This window comes from Candidatus Protochlamydia sp. W-9 (assembly GCF_001950615.1).
GTDB lineage: Bacteria > Chlamydiota > Chlamydiia > Chlamydiales > Parachlamydiaceae > Protochlamydia > Protochlamydia amoebophila.
In genome coordinates, this window is sequence record NZ_BCPZ01000182.1 from 13,266 (window position 1) to 39,563 (window position 26,298).

26 protein-coding genes are annotated in these 26,298 nt (G+C 34.5%); 12 read left to right on the plus strand and 14 right to left on the minus strand.

What is annotated here, in order from left to right; all coding sequences use genetic code 11:
• Positions 1 to 60 precede the first annotated feature (60 nt).
• A complete protein-coding gene (locus BU804_RS06035) occupies positions 61 to 666 on the plus strand; it encodes an NADPH-dependent FMN reductase (protein ID WP_079988631.1) in 606 nt (201 codons plus the stop codon).
• 73 nt (positions 667 to 739) lie between these two features.
• Here the strand turns inward: BU804_RS06035 and BU804_RS06040 are convergent, their stop codons facing one another.
• From BU804_RS06040 to BU804_RS06055, 4 genes are all read right to left on the minus strand, one after another.
• Positions 740 to 1,276, minus strand: a complete 537-nt coding sequence (locus BU804_RS06040; protein ID WP_075883388.1) for a GNAT family N-acetyltransferase — start codon at positions 1,274 to 1,276, stop codon at positions 740 to 742.
• Between the two features lie 9 nt (positions 1,277 to 1,285).
• Complete coding sequence (locus tag BU804_RS06045; RefSeq protein WP_075883389.1) at positions 1,286 to 1,810, minus strand: DsbA family protein; 525 nt, start codon at positions 1,808 to 1,810, stop codon at positions 1,286 to 1,288.
• Between the two features lie 849 nt (positions 1,811 to 2,659).
• Positions 2,660 to 4,483, minus strand: coding sequence for an ABC transporter ATP-binding protein (locus BU804_RS06050; RefSeq protein WP_075883390.1), 1,824 nt, complete (start codon positions 4,481 to 4,483; stop codon positions 2,660 to 2,662).
• 891 nt (positions 4,484 to 5,374) lie between these two features.
• The gene (locus BU804_RS06055) at positions 5,375 to 6,322 is read right to left on the minus strand and encodes a DMT family transporter (RefSeq protein ID WP_075883391.1); all 948 of its coding nucleotides are present in this window, start codon (positions 6,320 to 6,322) and stop codon (positions 5,375 to 5,377) included.
• Positions 6,323 to 6,633: 311 nt separating this feature from the next.
• Between BU804_RS06055 and prfB the strand changes: the two genes are divergently transcribed.
• From prfB to proS, 8 genes are all read left to right on the plus strand, one after another.
• A protein-coding gene (gene prfB, locus BU804_RS06060; protein WP_197970172.1) for a peptide chain release factor 2 occupies positions 6,634 to 7,729 on the plus strand; the annotation gives its coding sequence in 2 pieces (ribosomal slippage) (positions 6,634 to 6,702 and positions 6,704 to 7,729; 1,095 coding nt in all).
• Positions 7,729 to 8,241 (plus strand): GNAT family N-acetyltransferase, encoded by a 513-nt coding sequence (locus BU804_RS06065; RefSeq protein ID WP_075883393.1) that lies wholly within the window; start codon positions 7,729 to 7,731, stop codon positions 8,239 to 8,241. The genes prfB and BU804_RS06065 overlap by 1 nt, the downstream gene beginning before the upstream one ends.
• A gap of 3 nt (positions 8,242 to 8,244) precedes the next feature.
• Positions 8,245 to 8,952, plus strand: a complete 708-nt coding sequence (locus BU804_RS06070) for a hypothetical protein (protein WP_075883394.1) — start codon at positions 8,245 to 8,247, stop codon at positions 8,950 to 8,952.
• Between the two features lie 39 nt (positions 8,953 to 8,991).
• Positions 8,992 to 9,729, plus strand: a complete 738-nt coding sequence (locus tag BU804_RS06075; RefSeq protein ID WP_039359666.1) for a YebC/PmpR family DNA-binding transcriptional regulator — start codon at positions 8,992 to 8,994, stop codon at positions 9,727 to 9,729.
• Between the two features lie 113 nt (positions 9,730 to 9,842).
• Positions 9,843 to 11,237, plus strand: coding sequence for an anthranilate synthase component I family protein (locus BU804_RS06080; RefSeq protein WP_075883395.1), 1,395 nt, complete (start codon positions 9,843 to 9,845; stop codon positions 11,235 to 11,237).
• Between the two features lie 137 nt (positions 11,238 to 11,374).
• Positions 11,375 to 11,866 (plus strand): hypothetical protein, encoded by a 492-nt coding sequence (locus BU804_RS06085; RefSeq protein ID WP_075883396.1) that lies wholly within the window; start codon positions 11,375 to 11,377, stop codon positions 11,864 to 11,866.
• Positions 11,856 to 12,686: an aminotransferase class IV gene (locus BU804_RS06090; protein WP_075883397.1), complete on the plus strand. Its 831-nt coding sequence runs from the start codon at positions 11,856 to 11,858 to the stop codon at positions 12,684 to 12,686. The genes BU804_RS06085 and BU804_RS06090 overlap by 11 nt, the downstream gene beginning before the upstream one ends.
• A 147-nt stretch (positions 12,687 to 12,833) precedes the next feature.
• The gene (proS, locus tag BU804_RS06095; RefSeq protein ID WP_075883398.1) at positions 12,834 to 14,357 is read left to right on the plus strand and encodes a proline--tRNA ligase; all 1,524 of its coding nucleotides are present in this window, start codon (positions 12,834 to 12,836) and stop codon (positions 14,355 to 14,357) included.
• Positions 14,358 to 15,036: 679 nt separating this feature from the next.
• Here the strand turns inward: proS and BU804_RS06100 are convergent.
• The 6 genes from BU804_RS06100 to BU804_RS06125 all read right to left on the minus strand — a co-directional run bounded on the left by BU804_RS06100 (position 15,037) and on the right by BU804_RS06125 (position 20,498).
• Entirely contained in the window at positions 15,037 to 15,357 is a 321-nt protein-coding gene (locus tag BU804_RS06100) for a hypothetical protein (RefSeq protein ID WP_042280418.1), read from the minus strand.
• Positions 15,358 to 15,547: 190 nt separating this feature from the next.
• A complete protein-coding gene (locus BU804_RS06105; protein ID WP_075883399.1) occupies positions 15,548 to 16,483 on the minus strand; it encodes a TerC/Alx family metal homeostasis membrane protein in 936 nt (311 codons plus the stop codon).
• 2 nt (positions 16,484 to 16,485) lie between these two features.
• Positions 16,486 to 17,010 (minus strand): hypothetical protein, encoded by a 525-nt coding sequence (locus tag BU804_RS06110; protein WP_445082300.1) that lies wholly within the window; start codon positions 17,008 to 17,010, stop codon positions 16,486 to 16,488.
• Between the two features lie 176 nt (positions 17,011 to 17,186).
• On the minus strand, positions 17,187 to 17,336 hold the full coding sequence (locus tag BU804_RS17515; RefSeq protein WP_079988632.1) for an insulinase family protein: 150 nt from the start codon (positions 17,334 to 17,336) through the stop codon (positions 17,187 to 17,189).
• 624 nt (positions 17,337 to 17,960) lie between these two features.
• Complete coding sequence (locus tag BU804_RS06120; RefSeq protein ID WP_075883401.1) at positions 17,961 to 18,953, minus strand: 1-acyl-sn-glycerol-3-phosphate acyltransferase; 993 nt, start codon at positions 18,951 to 18,953, stop codon at positions 17,961 to 17,963.
• A gap of 6 nt (positions 18,954 to 18,959) precedes the next feature.
• Entirely contained in the window at positions 18,960 to 20,498 is a 1,539-nt protein-coding gene (locus tag BU804_RS06125; RefSeq protein ID WP_075883402.1) for an Rne/Rng family ribonuclease, read from the minus strand.
• A gap of 781 nt (positions 20,499 to 21,279) precedes the next feature.
• Between BU804_RS06125 and BU804_RS06130 the strand changes: the two genes are divergently transcribed.
• Genes BU804_RS06130 through plsX form a run of 3 tightly spaced genes read left to right on the plus strand, consistent with a single transcriptional unit; the run spans position 21,280 to position 23,005 of the window.
• On the plus strand, positions 21,280 to 21,756 hold the full coding sequence (locus BU804_RS06130) for a YceD family protein (protein ID WP_075883403.1): 477 nt from the start codon (positions 21,280 to 21,282) through the stop codon (positions 21,754 to 21,756).
• A 26-nt stretch (positions 21,757 to 21,782) separates the two neighbouring features.
• Positions 21,783 to 21,965, plus strand: a complete 183-nt coding sequence (gene rpmF, locus BU804_RS06135; protein ID WP_011175864.1) for a 50S ribosomal protein L32 — start codon at positions 21,783 to 21,785, stop codon at positions 21,963 to 21,965.
• Positions 21,966 to 21,985: 20 nt separating this feature from the next.
• A complete protein-coding gene (plsX, locus tag BU804_RS06140) occupies positions 21,986 to 23,005 on the plus strand; it encodes a phosphate acyltransferase PlsX (protein ID WP_079988633.1) in 1,020 nt (339 codons plus the stop codon).
• 57 nt (positions 23,006 to 23,062) lie between these two features.
• Here the strand turns inward: plsX and BU804_RS06145 are convergent, their stop codons facing one another.
• Genes BU804_RS06145 through BU804_RS06160 form a run of 4 tightly spaced genes read right to left on the minus strand, consistent with a single transcriptional unit; the run spans position 23,063 to position 26,286 of the window.
• The gene (locus BU804_RS06145; RefSeq protein WP_075883404.1) at positions 23,063 to 23,716 is read right to left on the minus strand and encodes a lysophospholipid acyltransferase family protein; all 654 of its coding nucleotides are present in this window, start codon (positions 23,714 to 23,716) and stop codon (positions 23,063 to 23,065) included.
• Positions 23,700 to 24,869 (minus strand): lipid-A-disaccharide synthase, encoded by a 1,170-nt coding sequence (lpxB, locus tag BU804_RS06150; protein ID WP_075883405.1) that lies wholly within the window; start codon positions 24,867 to 24,869, stop codon positions 23,700 to 23,702. Before lpxB ends, BU804_RS06145 begins: the two co-directional genes overlap by 17 nt.
• The gene (locus tag BU804_RS06155) at positions 24,866 to 25,549 is read right to left on the minus strand and encodes a lipid-A-disaccharide synthase N-terminal domain-containing protein (protein WP_075883406.1); all 684 of its coding nucleotides are present in this window, start codon (positions 25,547 to 25,549) and stop codon (positions 24,866 to 24,868) included. The genes lpxB and BU804_RS06155 overlap by 4 nt, the downstream gene beginning before the upstream one ends.
• Before the next feature lie 11 nt (positions 25,550 to 25,560).
• Positions 25,561 to 26,286 carry a glycosyltransferase family 2 protein gene (locus tag BU804_RS06160; protein ID WP_039359626.1) on the minus strand — a complete coding sequence of 242 codons (726 nt, stop codon included), beginning with the start codon at positions 26,284 to 26,286 and terminating at the stop codon, positions 25,561 to 25,563.
• Positions 26,287 to 26,298 lie beyond the last annotated feature (12 nt).

The window sequence follows — 26,298 nt, forward strand, 5'->3', positions numbered from 1 at the left end:
ATTTTAATTCTCTGTAAATTGTTATGTCTAAAATATAAAATATTTAAATCGAGGTGAATCATGTTAAAATGGATGTTATGCATAGGTTTAGTTTTAACTAGTTCTTTAGCAGCAGAATTGAAAGTTCTGGCATTCTCGGGAAGCACGCAAATAGATTCTCTGAATAAAAAGTTCGTGCACCAAGCGGCTAAAATAGCCGAAGAAATGGGAGCGAAGGTTCAAATCATTGATCTTCGTGATTATTCTATTCCATTTTATGATGGAGATTTAGAAAACGCGAAAGGTTTACCAGAAAATGCTAAAAAATTGCGTCAGCTGATGATGGAAAGCCAGGCGATTATTATTTCAACTCCAGAATATAATGGTTCTTTATCCGGTGTTCTAAAAAATGCCATTGACTGGGCAACACGAAACGAACAAGGAAAGCCATCTCGTGATGCTTTTGCCGGTAAGAAATTTGCTATTTTGAGCGCTTCTCCATCACCTAGTGGGGGTTCACATGCTCTTGATCATTTACGTGCAGTGATTGAAGGTGTAGGGGGAAAAGTTGTGTCTGAACAAGTGGCTTTGTCAAATGCTCATCAAGCGTTTGATTCTCAAGGAAATTTGCAAGATCCTGTTATAAAAGAAAAGCTTAAAAAAGAAATTCAAGAACTTCTTCATTGATTTGAATAAAATCTATGATTGCCACCGGATATTCTGGGGCAATTGTAGGTGTAAATGATAGAATTACTTACATTTAACTCTTTGGTATCTCTACCAAATGATGCATTAAATTTTTTTTCATTATGTAAAGTGCTTCTCGGCTACAAAGTACAGTTTGATAAAATTCAAAACCGACTTTTTCATAACAGCGAATAGCAGCATAATTATCACAACGAGGATCCACTAAACATTCTTGAAAGTAAGGTTGAATCTGTTGGGTTAAAAATTGTTCTAAAATAAGCTGCCCGAAACCTTGATAAAGGTAGACGGGGTTTCCAATAAATAAATCTATTCCTGCTAATTTAGAAGCAAGTTTAGATAAATCAAGCCCTTCCCAGGGATAATCGCTAACAGAATACTTTTGAATATAACCTATTGGAATTTGTTTGTAATAAATGATGAAGGCAGCAATTTTATTGGCCTGTAATCGATGAGGGTTGTATTTTTTTTCAATTGCTTCAATTGTCCATTCTTGTTCCGATCCGTACCATTTTTTAATATGTGGGGTTTGAAACCAAGCATAAATTAATGGCACATGTTGACTTTCTAAAAATTGAAAGTAAATCTTCATTGATTTATATCAGTTGACAGCATTTTTTAGAGCGGATAATAAAGTATCATAAGATCGATCCCCATCATAACGTTCTTTATTGATAAAAAAACAGGGTGTTCCATTAACACCACTATCTAAACCGCTACAAAAATTTTCTTCAATACAAGAAATGAGAGAAGGATTTCGTAAGTTTTCATTAAACAATTTGATATTCAATTGAATTTCTTCGGCATAACTTGGGAAAGCTTCTAAACTTAAAGCATGGTGATGATGATAAAGACATTCATGCATTTGCCAAAATTTATTTTGTAATGCTGCCGCTTCTGCAGCTTGAGAAGCAATAAATGCTAATGGATGAGAGTTTTTAAGTGGGAAATGACAAAATGCAAAACATAATTGTCCGCGCATTTCTTTTAAGAGTTGCTTGACAATGGGTTGAGTTAAGGCACATGTTTTGCACTGATAATCTCCATATTCTACCAATACTACAGGTGCATTTAGATTGCCTAAAATATGATCTTTTCCAGAAATGGGTGTAGATAATTGAGGCATCAATGATCTCCTTTGATAGACAATTTTTTTAACGGTTTTAAGATTTCCTCAGTTCCTGGGTTAATATCGATCGGAGAAACATCGCTTCAGAGAATAATTCCTTTTCCATTGGTGACAAAAAGAGCTTTCTTAGATACTCCTTTTTCATATTCGAAATACTTCATACGCCTTGAACATCTTTTTTTTTGGCTTAAAATCTGACAATAATGGAAAACCTAATTATTTTTGGTGGAAAAAAGCTAAATGGGAACAAATTTCCGCGACAGAAATTTCAACAAATTGTGCTTTAAACCGTTTAAATTTCTCTATAACTTCATTATATAACGTTAGTGGATTGCTGCAGAGCAGGACTTCAATTAAGTGGGATAAAGGGCAAAAATTTAAGAGGTTTTCTACAAATTCATAAAGAGGTAGTAAGTAATTAGGCCCTGTAAGGAGTTAAGGAAGGCACTTTTGTTCCAGCTTTTAGAGCAACCATATAATCCTCCTTGAATGAACAAGAAAGAACCTTACTTGAATTTTTTATTAAAAAATGACTTTTTTTGAGAGTGTCTTTTTCATAACCATTTTGCCAAGGAAAACAAATGAGAGCTTTGGACGAAAGAATTTTTATTCAATTAAAAGGTTTATTAGAAGGAATTATAGCTAGGTTAAAACGTTATCGATTACTTGCTTAGCGGAAAGTTTAATTGAATATTTCACTTCAATGACACATGTGTTCATTCCTTAAAAAGAAGAAAACATTAAGAATGACAGATCAATTAATTTGTTTATTCATCGAAATTGAAACTATAGAAGGTTTGAAGAATTTAGAACGGGCTTTAATAACCGGAACAATTGTCCAGGTTATTAATGAACAGATGAATCTATTTCACTTTCTTCATCTTCTAACTCATCGTAATTGTCTATTAAGAAGCCTCCTACTTGCATCTCCCACATATTCGCGTAATGTTGGTTCGCTTGAATAAGCTCTTCGTGGGTGCCATCTTCAATAATTTTTCCTTCTTTAAAAACTAGGATACGATCCATACCCGACAATGTTGATAAGCGATGAGCAATCACAAGACTTGTGTGATCCTTCATTAAAAATTCTAGTCCTTCTTGAATGTTTCTTTCAGTGACAGAATCTAAAGCTGAAGTGGCTTCGTCTAAAATTAAAATAGGAGCATTTTTTAAAATCGCGCGAGCAATGGCAATTCTTTGGCGTTGACCCCCAGATAATTTTGAGCCTCTTTCTCCGACGAGTGTCTGATATTTATCGGGAAGCTTCAAAATAAATTCATGGCAATGAGCTTGTTTAGAAGCTTCGATGACCTCTTCATCTGTTGCATCTGGTCTGGCATAACGAATATTATCTATTAATGAGCGATGAAAAAGAGTAGGGTCTTGTGGAATAATTGAGATTTGCCCTCTAAGAGAAGCTTGAGTGACTTTAGAGATGTCTTGATTATCGATAAGTATACGTCCACTTTCAATATCGTAATTTCTTAGAATGAGATTGATAAAAGTTGTTTTACCCGACCCTGAAAATCCAACAAGTCCTACTTTTTGGCCAGCTTCGATCGTAATATTCATGTTTTGAAAGAGGCTTTGTTGTTTTTGGTAACGAAATGTCACATTATCGAAGATAATTTCTCCTTGATGGATGGTAAGCTGCTCAGCGAAAGGGCTATCTATAATATCATGAGTATCTTGAATAACTGTCAAAGCTTGTTTGCAAATACCAATTTCTTTAAAAACTTGCGGGAGTTCTAAACCAGCTAACCAAGCCATGATAGTAATGTTCCATGTTGTATTAAAAATGAAAACAACTTCACCAGCGGAGAGTTCGCCTTGTTGCCAACTGTATAGCATGTACCAGTTAAGTGCGATGCAGGCACCCAAAAAACAAGCAATGCCTAAAGCAATTTTCATTTTCTCCATATAAAACAGAGATCGCCAATGTTTGTTTAACTCATCTTCTTGGAAAAATGACAAATAACTAGCTTCGAATTGGCTTTTTGAAAATAAACGAATATTCGCATTATTCGATAAGCTATCAATAATTTTTCCTGAAAGAAGTGTTCGAGATTCTGCATGAGTGTTCGAATAATCATCACATTTTTTAGAGAAGGCAAGGCAGATTCCCATATGAATAATCACCCAACTAATTAAAATGAGGGCAAAGAATGGGTTGATAAATGCAAACATAGTTGTTGATATTATTAGAGCTAAGCAAGCAGGTAAAAAGAGTTGGACAATCAGTGTGAGAAGTCTAGTTAAACTTTGCGGCAAGTCAGCAATTTTATTTGCGATAGAACCAGCCATATGGCTACTGAAATATTGATGAGAATGATGCATCACATATTGAAACATACTCATTCGAATATCAGCTTCAATTTTAGGAACAATGTAAGCGATTATAAAGCCAGCTAGGCGGAAAGAAATTTCAACGCCTAACCACAAGGAAATACCCATAATAATGGGTTTCGCTAGAGCGTGCCATACTTCAGCTTGTGGTCCAGCAAAATTAGTAATTGTATCGATTAATGTCATGATAACGTAAGGCCACAACGTATGGTCAAGTGACCATGCGAAACTGAATATTTGTGCAAATAGAAGCCATTTCCATTGCTTTTTTAAAAAAAACCAAAAAAAGGCCGGGAATGTTTTAGGCAAAGTCGCTTGTGGCATAACTGATAATTCTCCTGTGAGCCTGAATTTTGGAAAAAACAAAAAAACAGGCTAATCAACATAATGATTGCTTGCGCTGCCTTTTTACTCTAAACGAAGGATATTTATCTCCCTACAAAAAAGTATCTACGATGCTCAAATTCACGTATGAATCCAAAATTCAGGGTTTTAACTAAAAATTTTTACAAACTCCTTAATTTTTTAAAAATAGAATCGTTGTGATTTTTTCCTAAATTCGCTGAATAAAAAAAATACAATTAGGGTAAAAAGTGAACTTAATTCAAGCCATGCCATCTTACTCGCTTAATTTACTGACTGGAGTGATGGAAAGGCCTTCAATCAAGTTGAAAACTTAAATTTTTTAGGGTTTGATAAAAATTATAGATGATCAAATTTTATTCCAGATCTCCTATTTTGCAAATATTTAACTTAAGATAAGTTGTTAAAGAGATATTTTTAGATAATAAATTTGGTTAATTATTTTAAGAAACTACACAAAACAACAAGGGCTATTTATTCGAACCTTTCCCATATTTTTTTCTGCTTAACAATTTTTTTGAAATAAGATTTGGTCAATGCTGATTTAAACCAGATTGCCTCGAATAAATAAATTTAACACATGGTATTTTGTAATTTTACTCACTACCGGACGGGACTTGGTAATGAAATCGAATTTCATAAACATTTAGAATGACAATGGAAGTTTTGTGGCCAATAAACTTTTTATTCATAGCTCGTTAAAATGCATTTGTAAATTTATAAAAAAATATCGCGGCTTTTGAAGAATTTGAAAATCCAGAAATGATAAATCTTACTTTGAAACGACAAATTAAAAATTTTTAATGGATAGATTAAATTAAATAAACCAATTCGGGAATTGTCCAAATTGCCTCAATGAGTAGGAGCCATTATCTGCCCTTTCTTAAATGTTTGCAAAGTAAAAAAAGTTCCCCATAAAAGAATAATCATTCCCACTCCTTCCCAAACAGTTGGAAAGCGGCGATGAAAGGAATAGACATAAATCAAGCCAAAAATTGTTTCAAAAATGGTTAGTTGACCAGCTAATGTCATGGGAATTTCCTGACTCCCTTTATTCCATAAATAAGCGCCAATCCAGGAACAAAAAAATCCTAAAATACAACTTCCTATTAAAAATTCTTGAAGAGGGCGATCAAAGACAAAAAATTTGTTTAGAGAATTTTTGTCTATGACAATCAAAGAAAAAGAGATGATAAGCAGTACCCAAAATAGAGTTGCTAGCCCAAGAAGTGTTGCCCAATCACTGGGTGGAATTTCTGGGTGCTGTTTGAGAAATTTTGCGTTGGATAAAACGTACCAATTCCAGGAAAATAGCGAAAAAATTCCGCAACCGAGACCGAATAAATAGGTATGGCAAGAAGTTGTGCATAAGTTATTAATGGCAGAGTAATTGACTAAAACAAGTCCTACAATAACAATCAAACTTGGCAAAATTAATTGTTTAAAAGAGCATTCTTGATGGTGCCAGTTCCCGTAAAGCGCTAGCGTGATAGGACTTAAACTTAAAAGAAGAGTGATTGTGGAAGCGTTTGAATATCTTGAACCCAGGACCAGTGAAAAATAATAAAAAATATTAACCACTAAAGCATAAATTAGGGCTTGTATCCAAATCATTTTTGGAATGGCAAGCCATTTGTTGATTCCTTGACAAAGCATGATAATAAAAGAAATAAAACCAAAACAAAAATAACGGCCCAAAGCAACTTCAAGAGGTGTAAAACTAATCAATAAATCTGGAATCACAAAAATAAGCCCCCATAATAAACAGGCGCTTAGTACAAGAACGATTCCTTTATACATATTAATAGATTTTAAAATTGTGCTTGTTGTTAGAATAAAAAAATTCTTTATTGATTAATTTTACTAACAAATAATAAACAAAGCAAGATCTTTAATCCCACCATTCTGAAGAAAATATTTTCAAAAGTTTTTTCTTTGGGAGCGGATAAATAATGAATTTATTTTTAATTTAAATTATAATGTTTTGTCTGTTAATGAATTATAAATAGTTAATGTTAATTATTACCACTAAAATAAAAAATCATTTAAATTTAATGGGGCTGAATAATAAAATTAATTGGCTAGATAAAGGTTTTTCAAATGAGGTAGAGATGAATAATGAAGCTGAATTGAAAGTAAAAGGAATCGAAGAACGCCTTCTTCACATGTGGAGGTATCTTTGACTTGGCTGCGAAGGAAGCTAGGGTAAAAGAATTAGAGACATTAATGGGAGAAAGCTCGTTTTGGAATAATTCTGAACAAGCGCAATTAATTATTAATGAATGCCGTGATTTGCGAGCTTGGACTGTCCCTTATCAGGAACTTAAAACAAAATTTGAGAATTGCAAAGAGTTACTTCCTGAAGCCTATGAATTAAATGAAGAATCTTTTATTGAAGAACTTTTAAGAGATTTAGATTCTATTGAGAAAGTGCTGGGAGATTTAGAAGTTCAGCGGATGTTATCTGGAGAAATGGATAACAAAGATTGCTATTTGACGATTAATTCAGGAGCTGGGGGAACAGAAGCTTGTGATTGGGCTCAGATGTTGTCGAGGATGTACCAACGCTGGGCGGCTAAGAAGGGATGGAAAATTGAAATTATCGATTTTGTCGATGGAGACGTGGTTGGTTTAAAAAGTATTACTCTGCGTTTTCAAGGCTCTTATGCTTATGGTTATAGCAAAGCTGAAAAAGGCGTACATCGTTTAGTGCGCATTTCCCCTTTCGACAGTAATGCTAAGAGGCATACCAGTTTTGCATCAGTGGATGTTTCTCCAGAAATAACTACTGACATTCAAGTTGAAATTAAACCTGAGGATGTTAGAGTCGATACTTTTAGATCTTCAGGAGCTGGAGGGCAGCACGTAAACAAAACAGATTCTGCTGTACGTTTAACCCACATGCCTACAGGAATTGTTGTTTCTTGTCAAACTCAACGAAGTCAAGTACAAAATAAAGAAGCTTGTTATCAGATGCTTCGTTCAAAGTTATATGAAATGGAAGTGTTAGAGCGTGAAAAAGCCCTAAATAATCTAAAAGGGGAAAAAAAAGAAAACGCTTGGGGTAGCCAAATCCGCAATTATGTTTTTCAACCTTATACGCTTGTTAAAGACACAAGGACGAAAGCTGAAAGTGGTAACATACAAGCCGTGATGGATGGTGAATTAGATGAATTTGTTAACGCTTATTTAAAGGAGTTTGGCTGATGGATAGTTCAAAGGCGATTCCTACTGGGATTGAAGTGCGCTATACGGAATCTGGAGATGCTAAATACCTTAAAGAATGGTTGATGGATCCAGAAATTCGGCGTTGGTTTCCTATGTATGATGAATTAGAAATTGATGATGCTGTCATGAGATGGATTGTTTTTTATCGTTATAAATGTAGTTTAACGATTCTTAAAGATGGCATTCCTTGCGGAATCGCAACTCTTTATCTTCAGCCTTATCGCAGATTAGCCCACCAGTGTGAATTCGGGATTATTTTGGCGCGTGATTTTCATCGACAGGGAATCGGCACCTATTTGATGAATAGTATTATTCATTTAGCAAAAGAGAAATTCAAAATCGAGTTGCTTCATCTTCAAGTTTATAAAGGGAACCAAGCGGCCATTAGTCTCTATGAGCGTTTTGGCTTTAAAATTTTTGGGGAGCAAAATAATTGGATTAAAGAAAACGAAGGATATGGTGGACGCGTTTTTATGGAGAGATTTATATAAATAATGATAAACGATTCTCAATTAACGCAAACTTTTCAGCAAAAGCTTGAAAATAGTGCCGGTATGAAATTACAGTTGAAAATCAATGATAATCGTTCAACGATGTTAAGCGTTAAATGGGAGCCTGACTGCGCAAAAGTTTCTCTTCATCGCATGTTCTTACAAGCTCCTTTAAATGTCATGCAAGCACTAGGTTGTTATCTCAAAGGAGAGCATAAAAAAATTGCTCCCAGCATTAAAGCTTATATTGAGGATAATTTACAAAAGCTAGATTACTCTCACGAACTAGATTTGAGTAAACTCCAAGCAAAGGGTTCTGTGCATGATTTGAAAAGTATCTATGCTCAATTAAATGAAGAATATTTCAATAATGCATTAGAATTACATATTACCTGGTTTGGAAAATCTAAGAAAAAAAAACATCGACCTAATCGCATTACTTTTGGGTTATTTCACGACCCTTTAAAGCTGATTAAAATTAATCGGATGCTAGATAACAATTACTTTCCTTATTACTTTGTATCTTTTGTTGTTTACCATGAAATGTTACATTATGTGTGTCCCACCTACGTCGATGAAAAAGGGCAAAAACATATTCATAGTAAAGCATTTAAAGAGAGAGAGAAGCAATTTAAGCATTATAAAATGGCTCAGCAATGGATTAAAGATAATCAGAATTATTTATTTAATTCATCTTATTCTTGTATATAATTCGCAAAGATAAATTCTTAAATCGTATAAGGTTCTTTCATGGCAGGTCATAGTAAATGGGCAAACATTAAGCATCGTAAAGGTAAAGCGGATGCAAAAAAGGGAAAGATTTTTTCTCGAATCGCGAAAGAAATTATTAGTGCAGTTAAATTAGGAGGAGCAGACCAAAAAAACAACCCCCGTCTTAGGCTAGCCTTGCAAAAAGCGCGTGATGCCAATATGCCCAATGAAAACATTGATCGAAATATTAAAAAAGCATCTAGTGCAGATCAAGAAGATTATCATGAAATGACTTATGAATTATATGGGCATGGGGGAGTCGGAATTGTGGTCGATGTAATGACAGACAATAAAAATCGAATTTCTTCTGACATGCGCATAGCGACAAATAAGCGTGGAGGGACGGTAGCTACTCCAGGCGCTGTCACATTTAATTTTGATCGTAAAGGGATCTTACAAATTAGTAAGAAAAATGCGATTGAAGAGGAGTTGTTTCTAGCTGCTACCGAAGCTGGTGCAGAAGATTTCGAAGTAGATAATGATGTTTTTATTATTACTACAGATCCATCCCATTTATATAGTGTGAAAGATGCTATTAACCACTTAGGATTTGCTTGCGAAGAAGCCGAACTTGAAATGATTCCCAGAACTTATGTGGAATGTAGTGTAGAAACTGCTAAAGATAACTTGGCGTTGATCGAGTGGTTAGAAGAGCTTGAAGATGTCGACGCTGTTTATCATAATATGAAAATTCCAGAAGAATTAGAAAACGAATAATTTCTCATCAAAAAGACGCGTAAATTTTTTTAGAAACTTTATTCACTCATCGCTCTATTTTATGCTTTGGGTGAACATTGAATTTATACCGTTACTTTTGCAATTGGTATAAGATGCTTAATTCTTTTATCTTACCTTCATTTTTTCAAAAAGATCTATTATTAGCTGTTGCAGATTTTTTTGCGGAGTTTGAAGGAACTTGCTTGCTTTTTTCTGGAGGTGAATTTGACTCCTCTGAGCATTCTTTTTTATCTCTTTTTCCGATTGAGATTGTGATTGTAAAAGATCGGCAAGTGATCCATAAAACAAAGCAACAGATCTTCCAGCAAGAGATAAAAAATCCTTGGGAAGCTCTTCAAAAATTTTTTTTTGATTCGTTAGAAAATAACTCTGAAAACTACGCTTTTGGATTTTTTGGTTATGAAATGGGATTTTCTTCCGATCCTGATGTACAATTATTTTGCCAATCTCATGAATGGACACCTGATGCCATGTGGCAAAAATGCGCAATTACAATTATCTACAACCATTCTAACCAACAGGCTATCCTTAAAATAGCCGATTTTACTGGCCAAACACTAAATCCTTTACATCAACATTGGGTTGAAAAACTTTCTGATAAAAATTGGTGGGAAAGTGATGGCTTTAATTTTTTTTCTCGAACTTCACAAAAAACAGAAGCTCAATTAAAAAACTTTTCTCTTTCAAATCGTCAACTTACTTATTTAAAGATGATTGATGAGGCAAAAGAGTGGATTTTTTCGGGACATGTTTACCAAATTAATTTATCCCAAGAATTTACATTTGAAGGTGTCCTGCGACCTTTTGACGTCTTTCGTCAATTAATAGAAATCAATCCCGCTCCCTTTTCCGCTTATTTGAAAGCAGATCATTATACAATTGTATCAAGCTCTCCTGAAAGATTTTTGCAAAAAAAGGAAAGGCTATTAGAAACGCGCCCAATTAAAGGAACAATACAAAGAGGTGGGTATTTTGAAGAAGATCAATTGTTCAAAGAAAGATTACTCTCATCTGAAAAAGAAAAAGCTGAGCTGTTAATGATTACAGATTTAATGCGCAATGATTTAGGTAAAATCAGTGAAATTGGCAGTGTTAAAACGGTTGATTTGTGGCGTTGTGAGGCCTATACGAACGTATATCACTTGATTTCAATTATTCGTTCTATCGCTTTAAAGCATCTAAAATCTTTAGAAATTATCCGTAGCGCATTTCCAGGTGGCTCTATTACCGGTTGTCCCAAATTGAAAGCGATGGAATGTATACAAAAATTAGAAAATCGATCACGGGGTATTTATACAGGTTCAATGGGATATATGACAGGAAAAGGAGATTTTGATTTGAATATTGCGATTCGAACTTTGGTATTTAAAGACAATTACATTAGCTTCCAAGTGGGGGGTGGAATTGTTATCGATTCTGATCCAATTAATGAATATGCAGAAACTCTTTTTAAGGGTGACTCATTATTTCGAGTACTAAAGACTTAAATGCATTTAAGTCTTTGTATTTAAAATGCAGAAAAATAAAATTTGTTTATTAATTTAATCAAATAGTAAGATTCAACAAATTTTTAGATTGTTTGAAGTAAAGAATTTAATTTGTATGTATATAAATAAGGTCATAAATGGAAATTTCAAGCAGACTTAAACAATTGGATTCTATTTTATGGGGATTAACGACCTTACAATTCAGTGCTCACTTTGCACAAGCGGAAAGGCACTATTGGGAAACGATAGAAATCATTGCTAGAGGAGCCATATTAGCATTCGTGGCGCTTTATTGTTATAATTATTTTAAACCCATTTTACCTCCAGCATTTAATGCAGTTGTTCACGGAACAAGTTGTGCTTGGGTAGCCTCTTTGGGAATTAGTTTACTTGTCAAGCAATTGGTTTTTGTGACTCAAAATAAAAATGATAGTATTGGCCTTTCCCCAAGTCCTTCTCAAACGATTTTAAATAAATTTCCTCACGTTAGGCCAAATCCAACGCCTCAAATAATATCAGAAATAGACGATTCAGCAGAAACGCCACGCATTAGTCGGACGCAGTTGGTTGCTAACCCCCAAAAACCAGTTAGGCGTAAATTGGATTTTGGTACCGCTAATGGCCAATAAATGGGTTTGTCTAAATGGCCAATTAATGCCAGAAAATCAAGCAAGTATCCCTATCACAGATCGAGGATTTTTATTTGGAGATGGCCTTTTTACAACCTTGCGAGTTGAGCAAGGGCAAGTTGAGTTTTGGCAATCTCATTTAGAAAGATTAGTCCATCAATGCCACCAATTACGGCTCATTTTTCCTCGATTAGATTTTAAATGGATAGAAGAGTTAATCAGGTTAAATTTGGCTCACAAAGGGATTTGGCGTTTAAAAATGATGATTACAGGGGGAGATGAACGTTATTTATCTCTTCCCTTACGACAATCCTCTATTCAATTATTAACTTTACAATCGTACAAATTGGAACCATTTACTCCTTGTCGGCTAACTTTATATCCCAGTCCCATCGTTAAACCGACAGCACATTTAAAATCATTATCCTATCTTGATCGATTATATGTTTATGATTATGCAAATTTAAAAGGATATGACGATGCGGTGGTCTGTAATTGTGAAGCTTATTTGTTAGAAACTGCTTTTTCGAATTTATTTTGGATAAAGAATTGTCAATTATATATCCCCGATCCCAGCCTTTCATATTTACAAGGGATCTTTTTAACTAACCTCATCAAATATTTGAAGTTTCCTATCCATTTTTTTAAAGGAGGCATAGAAGATATCCCAAACGAAGCTACTATTTTTATTAGTAACTCCTTGAATCATCTACGTCCCGTCACTGAAATTGATCATCGAATTTTTTCCCGTCACTTGGATCTAGAAAAACAATTACAAGAAGTCATTCAACTAGCTTTATCTAATAACAGATATCCATAACTGACAAGGCTGATTCTTAAAATATTTTGCAGACTAGAATTGGTAAAAGAAGACGAACATAATTTTAAGCGAGAATTGAATTTGGATGTTAATTTTTTAGAAATATTATAGACTAGCATTTTTTATCAAAAGCATAATGAGAAAACCATGACAAGTACAAAAGATAAAACTGCTATTACACCCACAAGAGAAAATGACTATCCAGAATGGTATCAGCAAGTCGTTAAAGCCTCGGATCTCGCTGAAAATTCACCTGTGCGGGGCAGTATGGTGATCAAACCTTGGGGTTATGGAATATGGGAAAACATTCAGCGGCAGTTAGACGATCGGATTAAAGAGACTGGACATGAGAATGCCTATTTTCCTCTTTTCATTCCCTTAAGTTTTTTAGAAAAAGAAGCGGCGCACATAGAAGGTTTTGCTAAAGAATGTGCCGTTGTGACGCACCATCGCTTAGAAGAAAAGGACGGTCGTTTAATCCCTGCCGGTCCTTTAGAAGAGCCATTAATTGTGAGGCCCACCTCGGAAACAATCATTGGAGATTCTTTTTCTCGTTGGGTAGAATCTTATCGTGATTTACCTCTTTTAATTAATCAATGGGCGAATGTTGTTCGATGGGAGATGCGCCCGCGCATCTTTTTAAGGACGACAGAATTTCTATGGCAAGAGGGGCATACTGCGCATGCAACACATGAAGAAGCCTTACAAGAAACAATGACAATGTTAGAAGTCTATCGCTCTTTTGTTGAAGATGTCTTAGCTATTCCTGTGATTGTCGGAGAAAAGTCTCCGGGAGAAAGATTTCCTGGCGCTGAAAATACCTTCACTTTAGAAGCCATGATGCAAGATCGTAAGGCTTTACAATCCTGTACTTCTCATTATTTAGGGCAAAATTTTGCTAAAGGTTCTAATATTCGCTTTAGTAATATGGAAGGGCAATTAGAATATGCTTATACGACATCTTGGGGAATGACAACGCGATTGATTGGAAGTTTAATTATGTGTCATGGAGATGATGATGGATTGAGACTTCCTCCCCGTATTGCCCATAAACAAATTGTGATTGTTCCAGTCATCCCTAAACCTGAATTAGAAGCTCAAGTTCTCGCATATGCTGAAAGTTTGGCGGCTGAATTGAGAAAACAAATTTTTTACGGCAAACCTTTAACCGTTCATATTGATAAAAGAGATAAACGAGGCGGAGAGAAAAATTGGGAGTGGGTTAAAAAAGGGGTCCCGCTACGTTTAGAGGTTGGGCCAAGAGATGTCAATGAGCAAGCTGTGATGGTAGCAAGAAGAGATCAGTCTCCTAAAAATAAACAATCGTTGCCCAAACACCAAATTGTGCAGCAAGCTGCTTCAATTTTAGAAGACATTCAGCGTAACTATTACGTTCAAGCAGCTACTTACAGAGATCAGCATATTTATCGTCATTTAGAAACTTTTGAAGAAATGCGTGCTTTTTTTACTCCTAAGAATGAAGAAAAACCTGAAATTCATGGAGGTTTTGTTTTAGCAAAGTGGTGTGGAGATCCGGTCACTGAAGAAATGTTAAGCGATTTAAAAGTCACGATTCGTTGCTTACCTGTGAAGCAAAGTGGAACAAAAGGGCGCTGCATTTTGACAGGACGAGAGGCAACATTAGATGCTATCTTTGCAAAATCTTACTGATTCAAAATTTAAGTGGTTGAAAATGCTGAATTTATTCACTTTCTACTGAATTGTCTGCTTGGCTAAAGTGAAAAAGATGTTTAATTTTCGCAGCTTATTTCTTTTGAAGAACCTTGTTCCTTTGATTAATAAGAATAATATTCCCGTAAACTATATTTCAAATAAAGTAAGGATATTAAAATTTAAAATGAGCAAATTCTTTATCAATAAAGATTTTGCAATGGCTTAAGCCTAGATTTTATGAGGTAACTGGGATATTACATGGATTAATCTAGCGTCTCAGTAACTCTAAAGCAATAGCTTAGATTTATTCATTGATAAAATAAAATCACAATTGTCATCGCCACCTGTAATCAATTATTTAGGTTGGGTCCCCGCTTTATCCTGTCTGGTTATCTAACTTTTACTTTTATCAAAAGACTTTCAAATATCATCTGCGCAATAATATAATTTGATTAAGCTCAATTTAGCCTTTCATATCATATTAAGCATGGGTTTAGAAAGCACATGTTTCAAATTATGCAGAAGATATAAACTGTCAGACGAGAAGAAAAAATTAACTTGTTGATGTGCAAGCTTTTGAAAAATTTATTGTTTTGTGCATGACTAAGATTGAATGGTTGAATGGATATGCACATAAATATTAGATTAGCAAATTTTATGATTTAAGTTTTGAAAATTAGCGGACGTAAATCCAGTGAGATTGGATAGTGGCGTGATCCGAAAAAGCTTTTTTTACTTTTAAAGGGTCTCTTACGTTGTTTAGATTTAGATTTAATTTTTCATCTAATTGTTTTTTTTCATTTTGCAGTTGTTCCCATATAGGAGCGGAATAATTGGATGCATTAGAAGCGAATTCATGAACTTCTTCACTAGAAAGCCCCAAATCTTTCAAAAGCTTTTGGTACTCCGATTCTAATTTTCCCATGCCTACGGAGATTTCTTTCATTTTTACTTGAGTTGAATGAAATTTTTCCTCCATTTTTTGTTCTAAACTCATATAAAACTCCAAATTAATACTTAATTAATATTTTAATATGTATTTGAATTAATTTCAATATTTTTCCAAATTTTCAAGTCTATCTATCTTTTCTAAGTGTAAGTAATAAATTTATAAACGATTTTTTAAGGTTTCTTGTCATATCTATTTGAGCTTGATTAGTTATTCTTAGAATGTTTCTTTTTTACAACTATTTTTCATTTTGTTTGATTTCTTCTTGCGAAATTGGAAATAAAAAAGAGCCTATCACAGCACATAGCAGAGCTAATAATAAAATCCCCAAGGCTATAAATGTAGGGATGTGAAAGAGATTTGCTAATAACATTTTAAAACCAATGAAAGTCAAAATGAAAGCCAATGCATAGTGAAGTAAATAAAAACGTTGCATCATACCCTCTAAAACAAAAAAGAGGGAACGAAGACCTAAAATAGCTAGGACGTTCGAAGTATAAACAATAAAGGGATCCGTTGTAATACCTAGGATGGCAGGAATAGAATCAATGGCAAATACTAAATCTGCAAATTCAATTAATAGGACTACTAGAAAAAGGGGAGTTGCTATCCACTTACCACCTATTTTTACGAAAAAAGATTGTGCATGATAGTCCGAAGTCATTCCAATCATTTTTTTTAAAAAAAGATAGATACGATTTTCTTCTAATTTGAGATTAATTTCTTTTGAGAGCCCCATTTTTATTCCGGTATAAATAAGAAACAAGCCAAACAAATAGAACATCCAATCAAATCGTTGAACTAGGGAAACTCCACCCCAAATTAGCAAGCCTCTCATGAAGATGGCTCCTAGTACTCCATAAAAAAGAACACGGTGTTTACAATCATTAGGAACTTTAAAATGTGTAAAAATCAGTAAGAAAATGAAGAGGTTATCCACACTTAAGGATTTTTCTAATAAATATCCTGTAAAAAAATTAATCGCTGTTTCAGAGCCGAAATGGTAATAAAGCCAAGCATTGAACAAAAAAGCAATTGCTACCCAACCCACAGAAGTTAAAACAGCCTCTTTAAATTTGATGCTATGGGGTTTGTAATAAAAATGATAAAGATCTAAAGCGAGAAGTAGAAGAATGAATACATTAAAAAATATCCAGTGCCATGAATCAGCCATATTTAATCCAAATGGTTATAAGTGCTTCTTTCTTTGAGCTCTTCTTCTTTTAATGATGTAAATAAAAGTCTTTTAGGAGCCGAAGTTGCTTTGACTAAAATTGCTAGTCGTCTTTTATTGTCTTTTCCTACTAATTGCGTGACAATTTCTAAAAAGTCTTCGTAATGGAGCTCTTTAAATCCTTGAATGCCCTTAGTAACCCTATCAAAGTCACCTTCATATTTAAATGTCAATGTCTTTAAAAGGTTTCCCATATCTTGAAGATTTTGAGGAGGATAGTTAAGTTTTTCTAGCAATCCATTTTTAATTTTTTCAAAATTTGATTGATTTAAAGCTTTTTGCTCTATATCGGTTAAGAAAACTTCTAAAAATAATTCAAATCGAAATAGCAAATCTTGTGGATCATGCGTATTGAATTGCACAGGAAAAAGGGTAAAGAGTTGTTGATTGAATCCTTCAGCTGTATTAAAAATTAAATAACCGGTTTGTTGTTTTGTTCGCAAGGCTGCAAAAAAATCACTGGCGATTGCTTGAGAAAAAAATTGTTGAGCAGCTTTTGTTTTGAATAAAAAAAATCATTTTCAAGGGCAAGTAAAGCTGCGTTAGAGGGTTTTTAATTGAGACATCAATTTGGTAAGTTTGGTTAGGCAAAACAAAATTAAGGTTTTTAAAAACTCTTGTTCAATAGCATTAAGCTTTCTTACTATTCCAGAGGGATTAAATAAAGGTGTTTAAAAAATGAAGAAAATCGATCTAAAGCTTCTGGGAAAGCATGATGCTTCATAGAAAAAAGATAAAATGTGTGATCGCATGCGGTGTAAGCGTTTGATTGCCTCCATTCGACCGAATAAATTTATCATAATCAGACTCAATAGGGTATTTTCCAGTTCCTAAAATAACATATGTTCTAAGAAATGAGCGAGTCCTAGGTAACATCAGGATCTGAAATTAAGTAATTTTCTAAACCGTTAGAAAGACGAATTTAAAAGTTTGTCTTTTAGAAAATGAGGAAGTTAAAATAGCAAGTTTAGTGCGGTCTTCAATGATTTGATAGTCATTTTGACCATACAAAAGAGAGGAAGGACTTCCTAAATCAAACATAATAACGGTAATAATTTTTTAAGATAGTTGAAATTGCATGAGTTAAAGTTGTATCATTCATTAAATAACCCAAAGTTTAGGTTTGTAATGCTGCTTTAAAAGGATATTTACTAACCAATTTATTGACATATAAAAAAATACTTTATTTGCCTAAATAAGGTGTTGACGAGCATTTTCAATCAAATTTTGATTTAAATTTGGTTTAAAACTGTTGAGAAAGTAATGTTAGAATCGTCTCTGATTTTCTTCTTTAGGATTTGATAAAGTCCATTGAATACTATGATCAATTTCATTTGTTTGAATACGTTGTTCCGGGACAATGCCCAATCCCAGTTTATGTACTGAGTGGTTATCATTTTTAGAACTGAATGATTAGCTAGTTAAAAAGCTCATAATTTCTTCGGACAATTTTCCAAATAAATTCTGCTCGTTTGTTTCTTTTTGTTTTTTTATCGAGATGTTCACTTTCTGAAAAACGTTTCATGTCTATTTCTGCAGAAAATGCTAGGTGGACAGGAGAAAATTGAGCAGTTCTTTTTTCTCCTAATTCTTTTTCAACGTGTTTAGGAGGAGGCATAAGATCATATGTGTGAAGAGAAAGGGGATAAAAATGAGTGGGATGGTCTGCTTGCTGAGCCATTAACCAAAACATTTCAAGGCTTTGCGGATCAAAGGGAGCTATGGTAATCTGTCCTTCAGAATTGCGCCTATCCCGGCCTCCACTTGGAGCCACGTAAATACAGCGTCCTCCTTCGCTGAGCAATTCGCTCATTTTTCTCATCGTTCGCTGATTATGAGAAACTTTTTGGGTTTTTTTCTCAGGAGGATGGGAGATATGTTTTTTTGAATAAATACATAATAAATTACGGCCCATACTCATGGGAATAGCAAGAGGGTCGCTTATAACGCGATGACCCGCAATAAAGATCATCTCTGTTGCTAACTTTTTATCAATATTTTCAAGCATTAAGCTTAGTATCTGAGGATCGGGTTCTGTTTGGTGGTTCGCTAACAAAATAACATTATCCCCTTGCGCCATCTGTTGACAAATTTTGGCAAGTTGTTCACGGCCTAAAACAGTCGATTTTTCAAAATTGATAAGAGGACGAATGAAATCTAGTCCAAATTGATAATAATCAAAAGGTGAGCGGATAGATTGGTGAAAAATTTCGAATTGATAAGGATTTTCACTTTGTTTCATGGCCAGCTCAAATAATTGCATAAATAAACGATGGCTTGTTTCAAGGGAGCAGGAATGTTTAGTTGCCAGTAAATAACTATCATGAAAATGTTCAATGATTGCTGCGAATGGGGGCTTTAGGATTCCTTTCTCAAGATACTTAGCAAGATCTACGATCGGTTTGACCATACCCAATTAAACCTCGATTCGTTTATTGGTAATTGTCGAATAAAATTGGTATTCATTGAGGTGTAAGCGATCATCGACTTCACAAGAAAGATGTGCATTACAGTCGGTTGCCAGCCTGAACAAATATTGTTTATCAATAATATTTAAATACCGATCTAATTCAGGATGAACGACAAGTTTGAGAGCAAATTGTTCGTGATAAGCGACAATTTTTTTGAAAGCTCGTTCGATTTCGATAGATAAGCTTTCATGAGATTTGATGATACCACTACCAGCACAGTAGGGACAGCCAGTAAAAATAGTTTGCAATAAAGAGCCTCTATTGCGCTGTCTGGTCATTTCCACTAAGCCGAATTCGCTCATTCCCAAAATTGTACATTTAGCAGAATCTTCTTTCATACAATCTTTTAATCTTTCTAGAACACGTCGTTGATTTTTTCTTAGACGCATATCGATAAAATCGCAGATGACTAATCCACCAATATTGCGTAATCGTAATTGTCTAGAAATTTCTTCAGCTGCTTCTAAATTAATTCTAACTAAAGATTCTTCCACATCAGTTTTGTTATTAGTACTGCGGCCTGAGTTAACATCAATTGTGTACATGGCTTCAGTACGATCAAAGTAAAGATATCCGCCGCTAGGAAGCCAAATTTTTCTTCGTAAGGTTTTTTCAATTTCTCGCTCTACATTAAAACGTTCAAACATGGGAACTTTATCCCGATAATACTCGATTCGTAAAGCATGTTCGCTGGCATAACGACTATAAAGCCGTTTACAAGTTTGATAGGTGGCATAATCATCAACTAAAACGCGGTCATAACGTTTGTCTATGGCGGTAATGACCGCTTTTTTAATAAGATCAGATTCGGCGTATAAAAGAGTTGGTTCTGTTGCCTTTTTAAAGTTTTCCATGATTGTTTGCCAGTTATGCAAAAGGTCATGAGCTTCGGCTATGAGCATTTCTTGAGTAGCACTAGCACTAGCTGTTCGGCAAATTAGGCCCATGTCTTGTGGCATTTCAAAAGCGCGAATGAGTTTTTTTAGTCTTTCACGAGCAACTCGATCTTCAATTTTGCGAGAAACTCCGCGATGAGAAGAGTTAGGAAGTAAAACTAAATAACGGCCTGCGATAGAAACATTTGAAGTTAAACGAGCTCCTTTTGAGCCAATTGGTTCTTTGACAACTTGAACTAGGACCGGTTGATCCGGTTTCATGACTTGTTCAATGTCTAAATTTTGCTGTTCTTTTTCATTTAAAGCTTTAATATCGTAGTCGAGGTCGAAGTCCATATCAAAAAGTTGTTCAAACTTTTTGGTATTTTCAATGATATCAGAGATATGGATAAATCCATTTTCTCCTTCATTAATGTCGATGAAAGCAGATTGAATATTGTGAAGAATGTTTTTGACTCGACCGCGATAAATATTACCTGTTAGCTGCCGCTCTTTTTTACGTTCGACGACGAGATCACGTAACTCACCATTTTTTAGCAGGGCATAGCGAGTTTCTTTAGATTCAATGTTAAGTAAAATTTCGTGCATGTCGTTACCTTAGTCTTTATGACGAAAGACAGGTTCACGTTTCTATTTGTCTCATCTTTCTGCTAATTCATACAATTTTTTAATAGGAGAAAATCTTGAAATTTTTCTTCTCATAACTTTAAAATTTTTCAGAACTAGAAGCAAAATTTTATCTCATTCAAATGTCTGGGTATTTCTAAAAACTTTTTCAAAACTTCACTTTTTGTTTTTGACTTTTTTGTTACTAAATTGTTCCAAACCCGTTCAAAATCATTGATTAAGCAAGGTTTTTAAAGAAGTTTATCCTGTTTGGTAGTCTAGAGCTCCCATTTTGATTACAAATTTATTCAAAATCTCTATTTATCCAGAGCAGCCGAGTTTCCGAAAGAGCTAAATTTAGAAACGGATTGTCTTTGTCTTTTTATAAATAATGTTAGCTTTTGCTGGTCATCTGAGTTATCTCTGTAAACCAGGATTATATCTAATTTACTAGGCGAACACAGAGTTCGCGTTAATATTGCGTTAATTTTAAAAAGTCTAGAACAAAGATTAAGCGATTAAAAGGTTATTGACTAGTAAAAAATAAAATTGACTAGAGGGGCAATATTGGCGATGTTAAGAATTTTATTAGCCTTTTTATCCTCTTATCTCTGACACAAAGTTAAAAAATAAATAAGGTATTGGGATTAAATTTTTCGTTTCGGAAAGGCATGATTTAGATGAAATCCAAGTAGAATATATTGGCAAAAAAAATAAAACTCATTTAGAATGAGTTCCTTTATTTCTAAGGGATAAAGTTAATATGGATGATCAGTTTAAGATCTTTGTAGATCAATTGAGAGACGGTCATGAAAAAATAATTCATGAAAGCCTTTTCCCTGATTTTATTGATATTCATGAAAAAGACTTGAGTTTTAAAAAGAATATTGAATTAGATGGTATTGCTTACAAGGCAGATGATGAGCTGATATTAAATTGGAAAATTCGAGCTCAAGCTTTAATGAGCTGTTCAATTTGCAATGAATCTGTTCCAGTCAATATTGAAATAGATAATTTTTATCACAGTGAACCCTTAGCGGAAGTTAAAGGGGCCATTTATAATTTTAAAGATCTTTTGCGTGAGACAATTTTAATTGAAGTTCCTGCTTTTGCTGAATGTGAAGAAGGAAATTGTCCAAGACGTCAAGAAGTATCAAAATATTTAAAAGAGCCTTCCGAAGATGAGCAAGATATTGAAGATGGGTACCAACCCTTTGCTAATCTCGATTGGAAAGAATAAGTTTAATTGATCAGGAGACTTTAACCATGGCAGTGCCACGTAACCGTTTGTCAAATGCACGTAAAAATTCGAAACGTGCTCATCACGCAAAAAAACCAAAGAGCCTTTCTATTTGTAGTAATTGTGGAACAGCGCGTCTTCCTCACTGCAGCTGCAAAGCTTGTGGAACATATGCTGATCGAACTCCTACAACCCAGGAAGCTCAATAAACTCTTGAAGAGTGATAAGCTTGCGTATTGGAATTGATTTAATGGGAAGCGAAAGCTCTCCCATTACTCTTTTTGAAGCTGTTTATTTAGCTGCACAAAAACAAAGAAATGTCATTTTTGTTGTGTTAGCTACTCTACCTGTTGTCGCTAAAATTCGAGAAAATTCTGTTTTTTCCTCTTTTTTGTCTCAGTCTCCTTGCCGAATTGAAATTTATCCAATCTCTAACGTCATTGAAATGGACGATGAACCAGTTATTTCCGTCCGGGAAAAAAAGAAATCTTCCCTAGTCACTGGCCTAAGATTAATCCGAAAAAAACGTTTAAATGGTTTTGTTTCTGCAGGTAATACAGGAGCTTTGATAGCGGGAGCGACTCTTTTAATTCCGATGTTGCCGGGAATTAAGAGGCCTGCTTTGCTTGCTACATTACCAACAGAAAGAGGGGATGTCGTTGTCATTGACGTGGGAGGGAATGTTTCTTGCAAAGCTCGCCATTTAGTTTGCTTTGCTCAAATGGGAGCAGCCTATCAACGTTGTTGTCTAGGAATTGAAAAGCCAAAAGTTGGTTTATTGAATATTGGCTTAGAATCTAAAAAAGGAACTTCAGAAATCAGACGAGCCTACCAGTTACTTCAAGATTTACAACTAAAAACTAAAAATAAAATGAATTTTATTGGTAATGTTGAAGGAAGAGGTGTCTTTGAAGGTTGTGTCGATGTACTTGTTACAGACGGATTTACAGGAAATGTTCTTCTCAAAAGTTCTGAAGGTGTTTCAGTATTTCTTTTAAAGCAACTTAAAAATAGTTTAAAAGATATTCCTCAACAACAAGCAGAAACTATTTTAAAGCAACTTCACGATGAATTTGACTATGAAGAGTATAGCGGAGCTATCGTTTGTGGCATTGACAGTGTCGTTGTCAAATGTCATGGTAAATCTTCCTCCCAAGCCATGCTTAATGGGATTAATGGGGCTATTGAACTTGTTCAGAATGATTTTATTTCCCAGCTCAAACAAGAATTAAACGTCGAAAATTTATAATTTGTGTCATTCAATTTGTCTCTTCAATGCTCATTATTCTTGGGCCTTGTATGTATGTTATTCTTTTAGAGATTTTTGAAGATAGGTTTGAGCAATATTCAGAGGAACATCTGAATTAAATTTAATAGGCTCACCAAAAAAAAATCCAATTGTACTAAAGGGTTTGGGAAGTCGTAATTGATCCCAAGTTTTGAATGTAAAAAAGCTGGTTGCCGTCCAATTCAAAGGGAACACATAGGCACCAGTTTCAATGGCTGCCAAAGCAATTCCAGGTTTCATTTTGTAGCGAGGTCCTCTAGGCCCATCTGGTGTAATAATAGCGATAGATTTTTTAAAATTAACGTGTCGAATCATTTCACGTAGTGCTTCATGTCGAGAATGATGAGGAACTCGAATGACTCTGCCTGTTTTATAGGAGCGAACAATTCTTCCAATTAATTCTCCATCTCGACTATTACTAATAAAAGCGGCGTAAATAAATTGGGGAGTCAAGTGGTAAAGAATAAAAGGAGCAAGCGCTAATCGATTATGCCAAAACATGACAATGCATTTTTCTTTTTCGGCAATTTTAATATATTTTTCTAGTCCATGAACTTTCCAACGACATGTGGCTAACAAAATACGAATTAAGGCTTTACCTATTGTCGCAATAAGAAAAGCAAAGCATCGATAAGAGAAATTTTTCCACCCTTGTTTAAATTTTTTTAGCATTTAATAGCTCCTGAATCTCTCGACTTGCAAGGCTGGAAGCTATACCATCTCCCAATTGCTGGCGTAAAGTGGCACAATCTCCGATAACGCTGTCATAGTGGTTTTGATTAATAAATAACTTTTCGATTTGCTTAAAGATTTGATAAATATCGAGTTTTTTTCCAATAAATTCAGGGTATACAGTTCGTCCTAGTAAAATATTGACAATGCAATAATGAGGAAGATTTAAATGCATCCAATACTTGGCTAATAAATAATTTAATTGCGTTAAGGTATAAAGCACAACAGTCGGTTTTTGATGGAGAGCGAGTTCTAAGGTAACCGTGCCTGATTTGGCTAAACTACAATGACAATCTTTCATTAGTTCATAGCTAAAAAAGCGGGGAACTAAATGAATGTTTAGACCCATTTGTAGAGAAGAGTTATGAATGTGGGTTTTTATAAAAGAGAGAAGGTGGTCGTTTGAGCAGGAAATAGCGAAATGAATTGAAGGATGATTTTTTATTAATAATTGAGCAATTTCTAATTGCTGAGGAAGATGCCTTTGGATTTCACCGATTCGGCTCCCTGGAAAAATGGCTAATAATTTTTGACTGTGAGGGATTCCGCAAATAGATTTCCAATTTTCTTTATAGGGATAATTGCTGACAGTTTCAACTAGCGGATTACCCACATAACGTACTTTTAAAGGGGTATGGGAAAAAAATGCAGCTTCAAATGGATAAATGGTTAAAAGTAAATCCAAATGTTTAACCATTGTATCGATACGTTTTTTGCCATGAGCCCAAACAGTAGGACAGATAAATTGAATAATCTTTCCTTTGTATCCACCTTTGCGTAGAGATTTAGTGAGTCGCAAATTAAATCCCGGGTAATCGATAAGAATCACACAGGAAGGATTTGTTTTAAGGATATGTTTTCGAATAGCATAAAATAGTTTGTAAAGCTTTGGAAAAGCTTTTAATACATCTGTGAAACCCATGACTTGAAATTTTTCCATGGGGTAAAGAATTTCAAGACCTTCGAGGCGCATAAGAGGGCCTCCAACCCCATTTAAAGAGGAAAAAACGAATTGCTCTTTCAAGGCACGCATCAAGCGACTACCATGCAAATCACCGCTTGCTTCCCCGGCAAAAATAAAACAATTTTTCATTTTGCAGCCGCTATTTTAGTGTTTTTCAATAGCATTAAATTTCGAATATAAGGAACCATTCCAATTAAAGGGCCAATTAAATTGACGCTATCTTGAATATGTGAAAAGTAGACAATAGAAAGGATAGCTCCACTCAAACTTAACCACCAAAAAGAAGTGGGAAGCTCGCTAGAATGAGATTTTTCAGCTAGCCACCATTGAACCCAAAACCGACTTGAAAATAATAAATAAGAAATAGTTCCCAAACCATGCCACCACAACGAATTTTCCACTTGAGAATGAGATTGCCAGGGAGCTTTTGGAACGCGAAACCAGCTTCCATCTTGCGTTAGAAAATAATCCTGAGCAAAAAAAGCGAGGGTTATTAAAACAAATGCAATTCCTAAATATTTTATAACAGATTGAAAAGTAAATTGTCGACGATAAGGGTGCATTAAATTGAGATTGCGCCAGGAAATCACACCATTACAGACTTGAACGAGACAAATGTGGTATTGGATTTGAATAAAACTGTGGATAGCTAATAAAGTATTTCCTGTTAAAGATAAATACCAAAAGAGTGGCGTCACAACACTTCTATGTTGCTTTTCACTCTGGAGCCATTGGACAATAAAACGTGCTCCAAAAGCTATCGAAGATAAAAATCCAAGAGGATATAAAAATGTTCTCCAATCTTCCACAAAATCCCTTTTTAATTTTTTGGTGAGAAGTCATCTTCAATTTGGTAATGAAGATGTCTTTTTCTCATCCAACAAACAGCTAACAGATCAGAAACAGTGTTTAAAGAACGATTAAAAAAGTTGTAATTGCTTTTTCCTTTCAAACGTTCTCGATGATTAACAGGGATTTGTTTAATCTCAAATCCTTCAATTTTAAATAATGCCGGTAAAAAACGATGCATTCCATTATACATTTTAATTTTTTGAAAACAGGAAGCTCGATAAACTTTTAATGAACAACCCGTATCTCGCATTCCATCCCCACAAAGGCGACTTCTGACAAAATTAGCTCCCTTGGAAATCATCCGTTTGCTCCAAGAGTCTTTACGGTTAAGACGAATCCCGCAGACGAGGTCACAAGTGTTAATTTCTTTAATCAATTTAGGTATATCTGTTGGATCATTTTGCCTATCTCCATCTAGCGTAATGATAAATTTTCCTTGAGCTGCTTTGAATCCTGCCTCAAAAGCACTGGATTGCCCATAATTTTTCTTAAAAAAAATAGATCGTAAATAACCTTTTTCTTCGTTTAATTTTTTTAAAATAGCCTTTGTATTGTCTGTTGAACCATCATCAATACAAATCAATTCCCAAGTTTCCCTAAGTTGATTCATGACAGGTTCTAATTCTTGAATGAGTTCCTCAATATTGCTCTCTTCATTTTTTAAAGGAATGACAACGGAATAGTAAACAGACATTAAATAAAATCT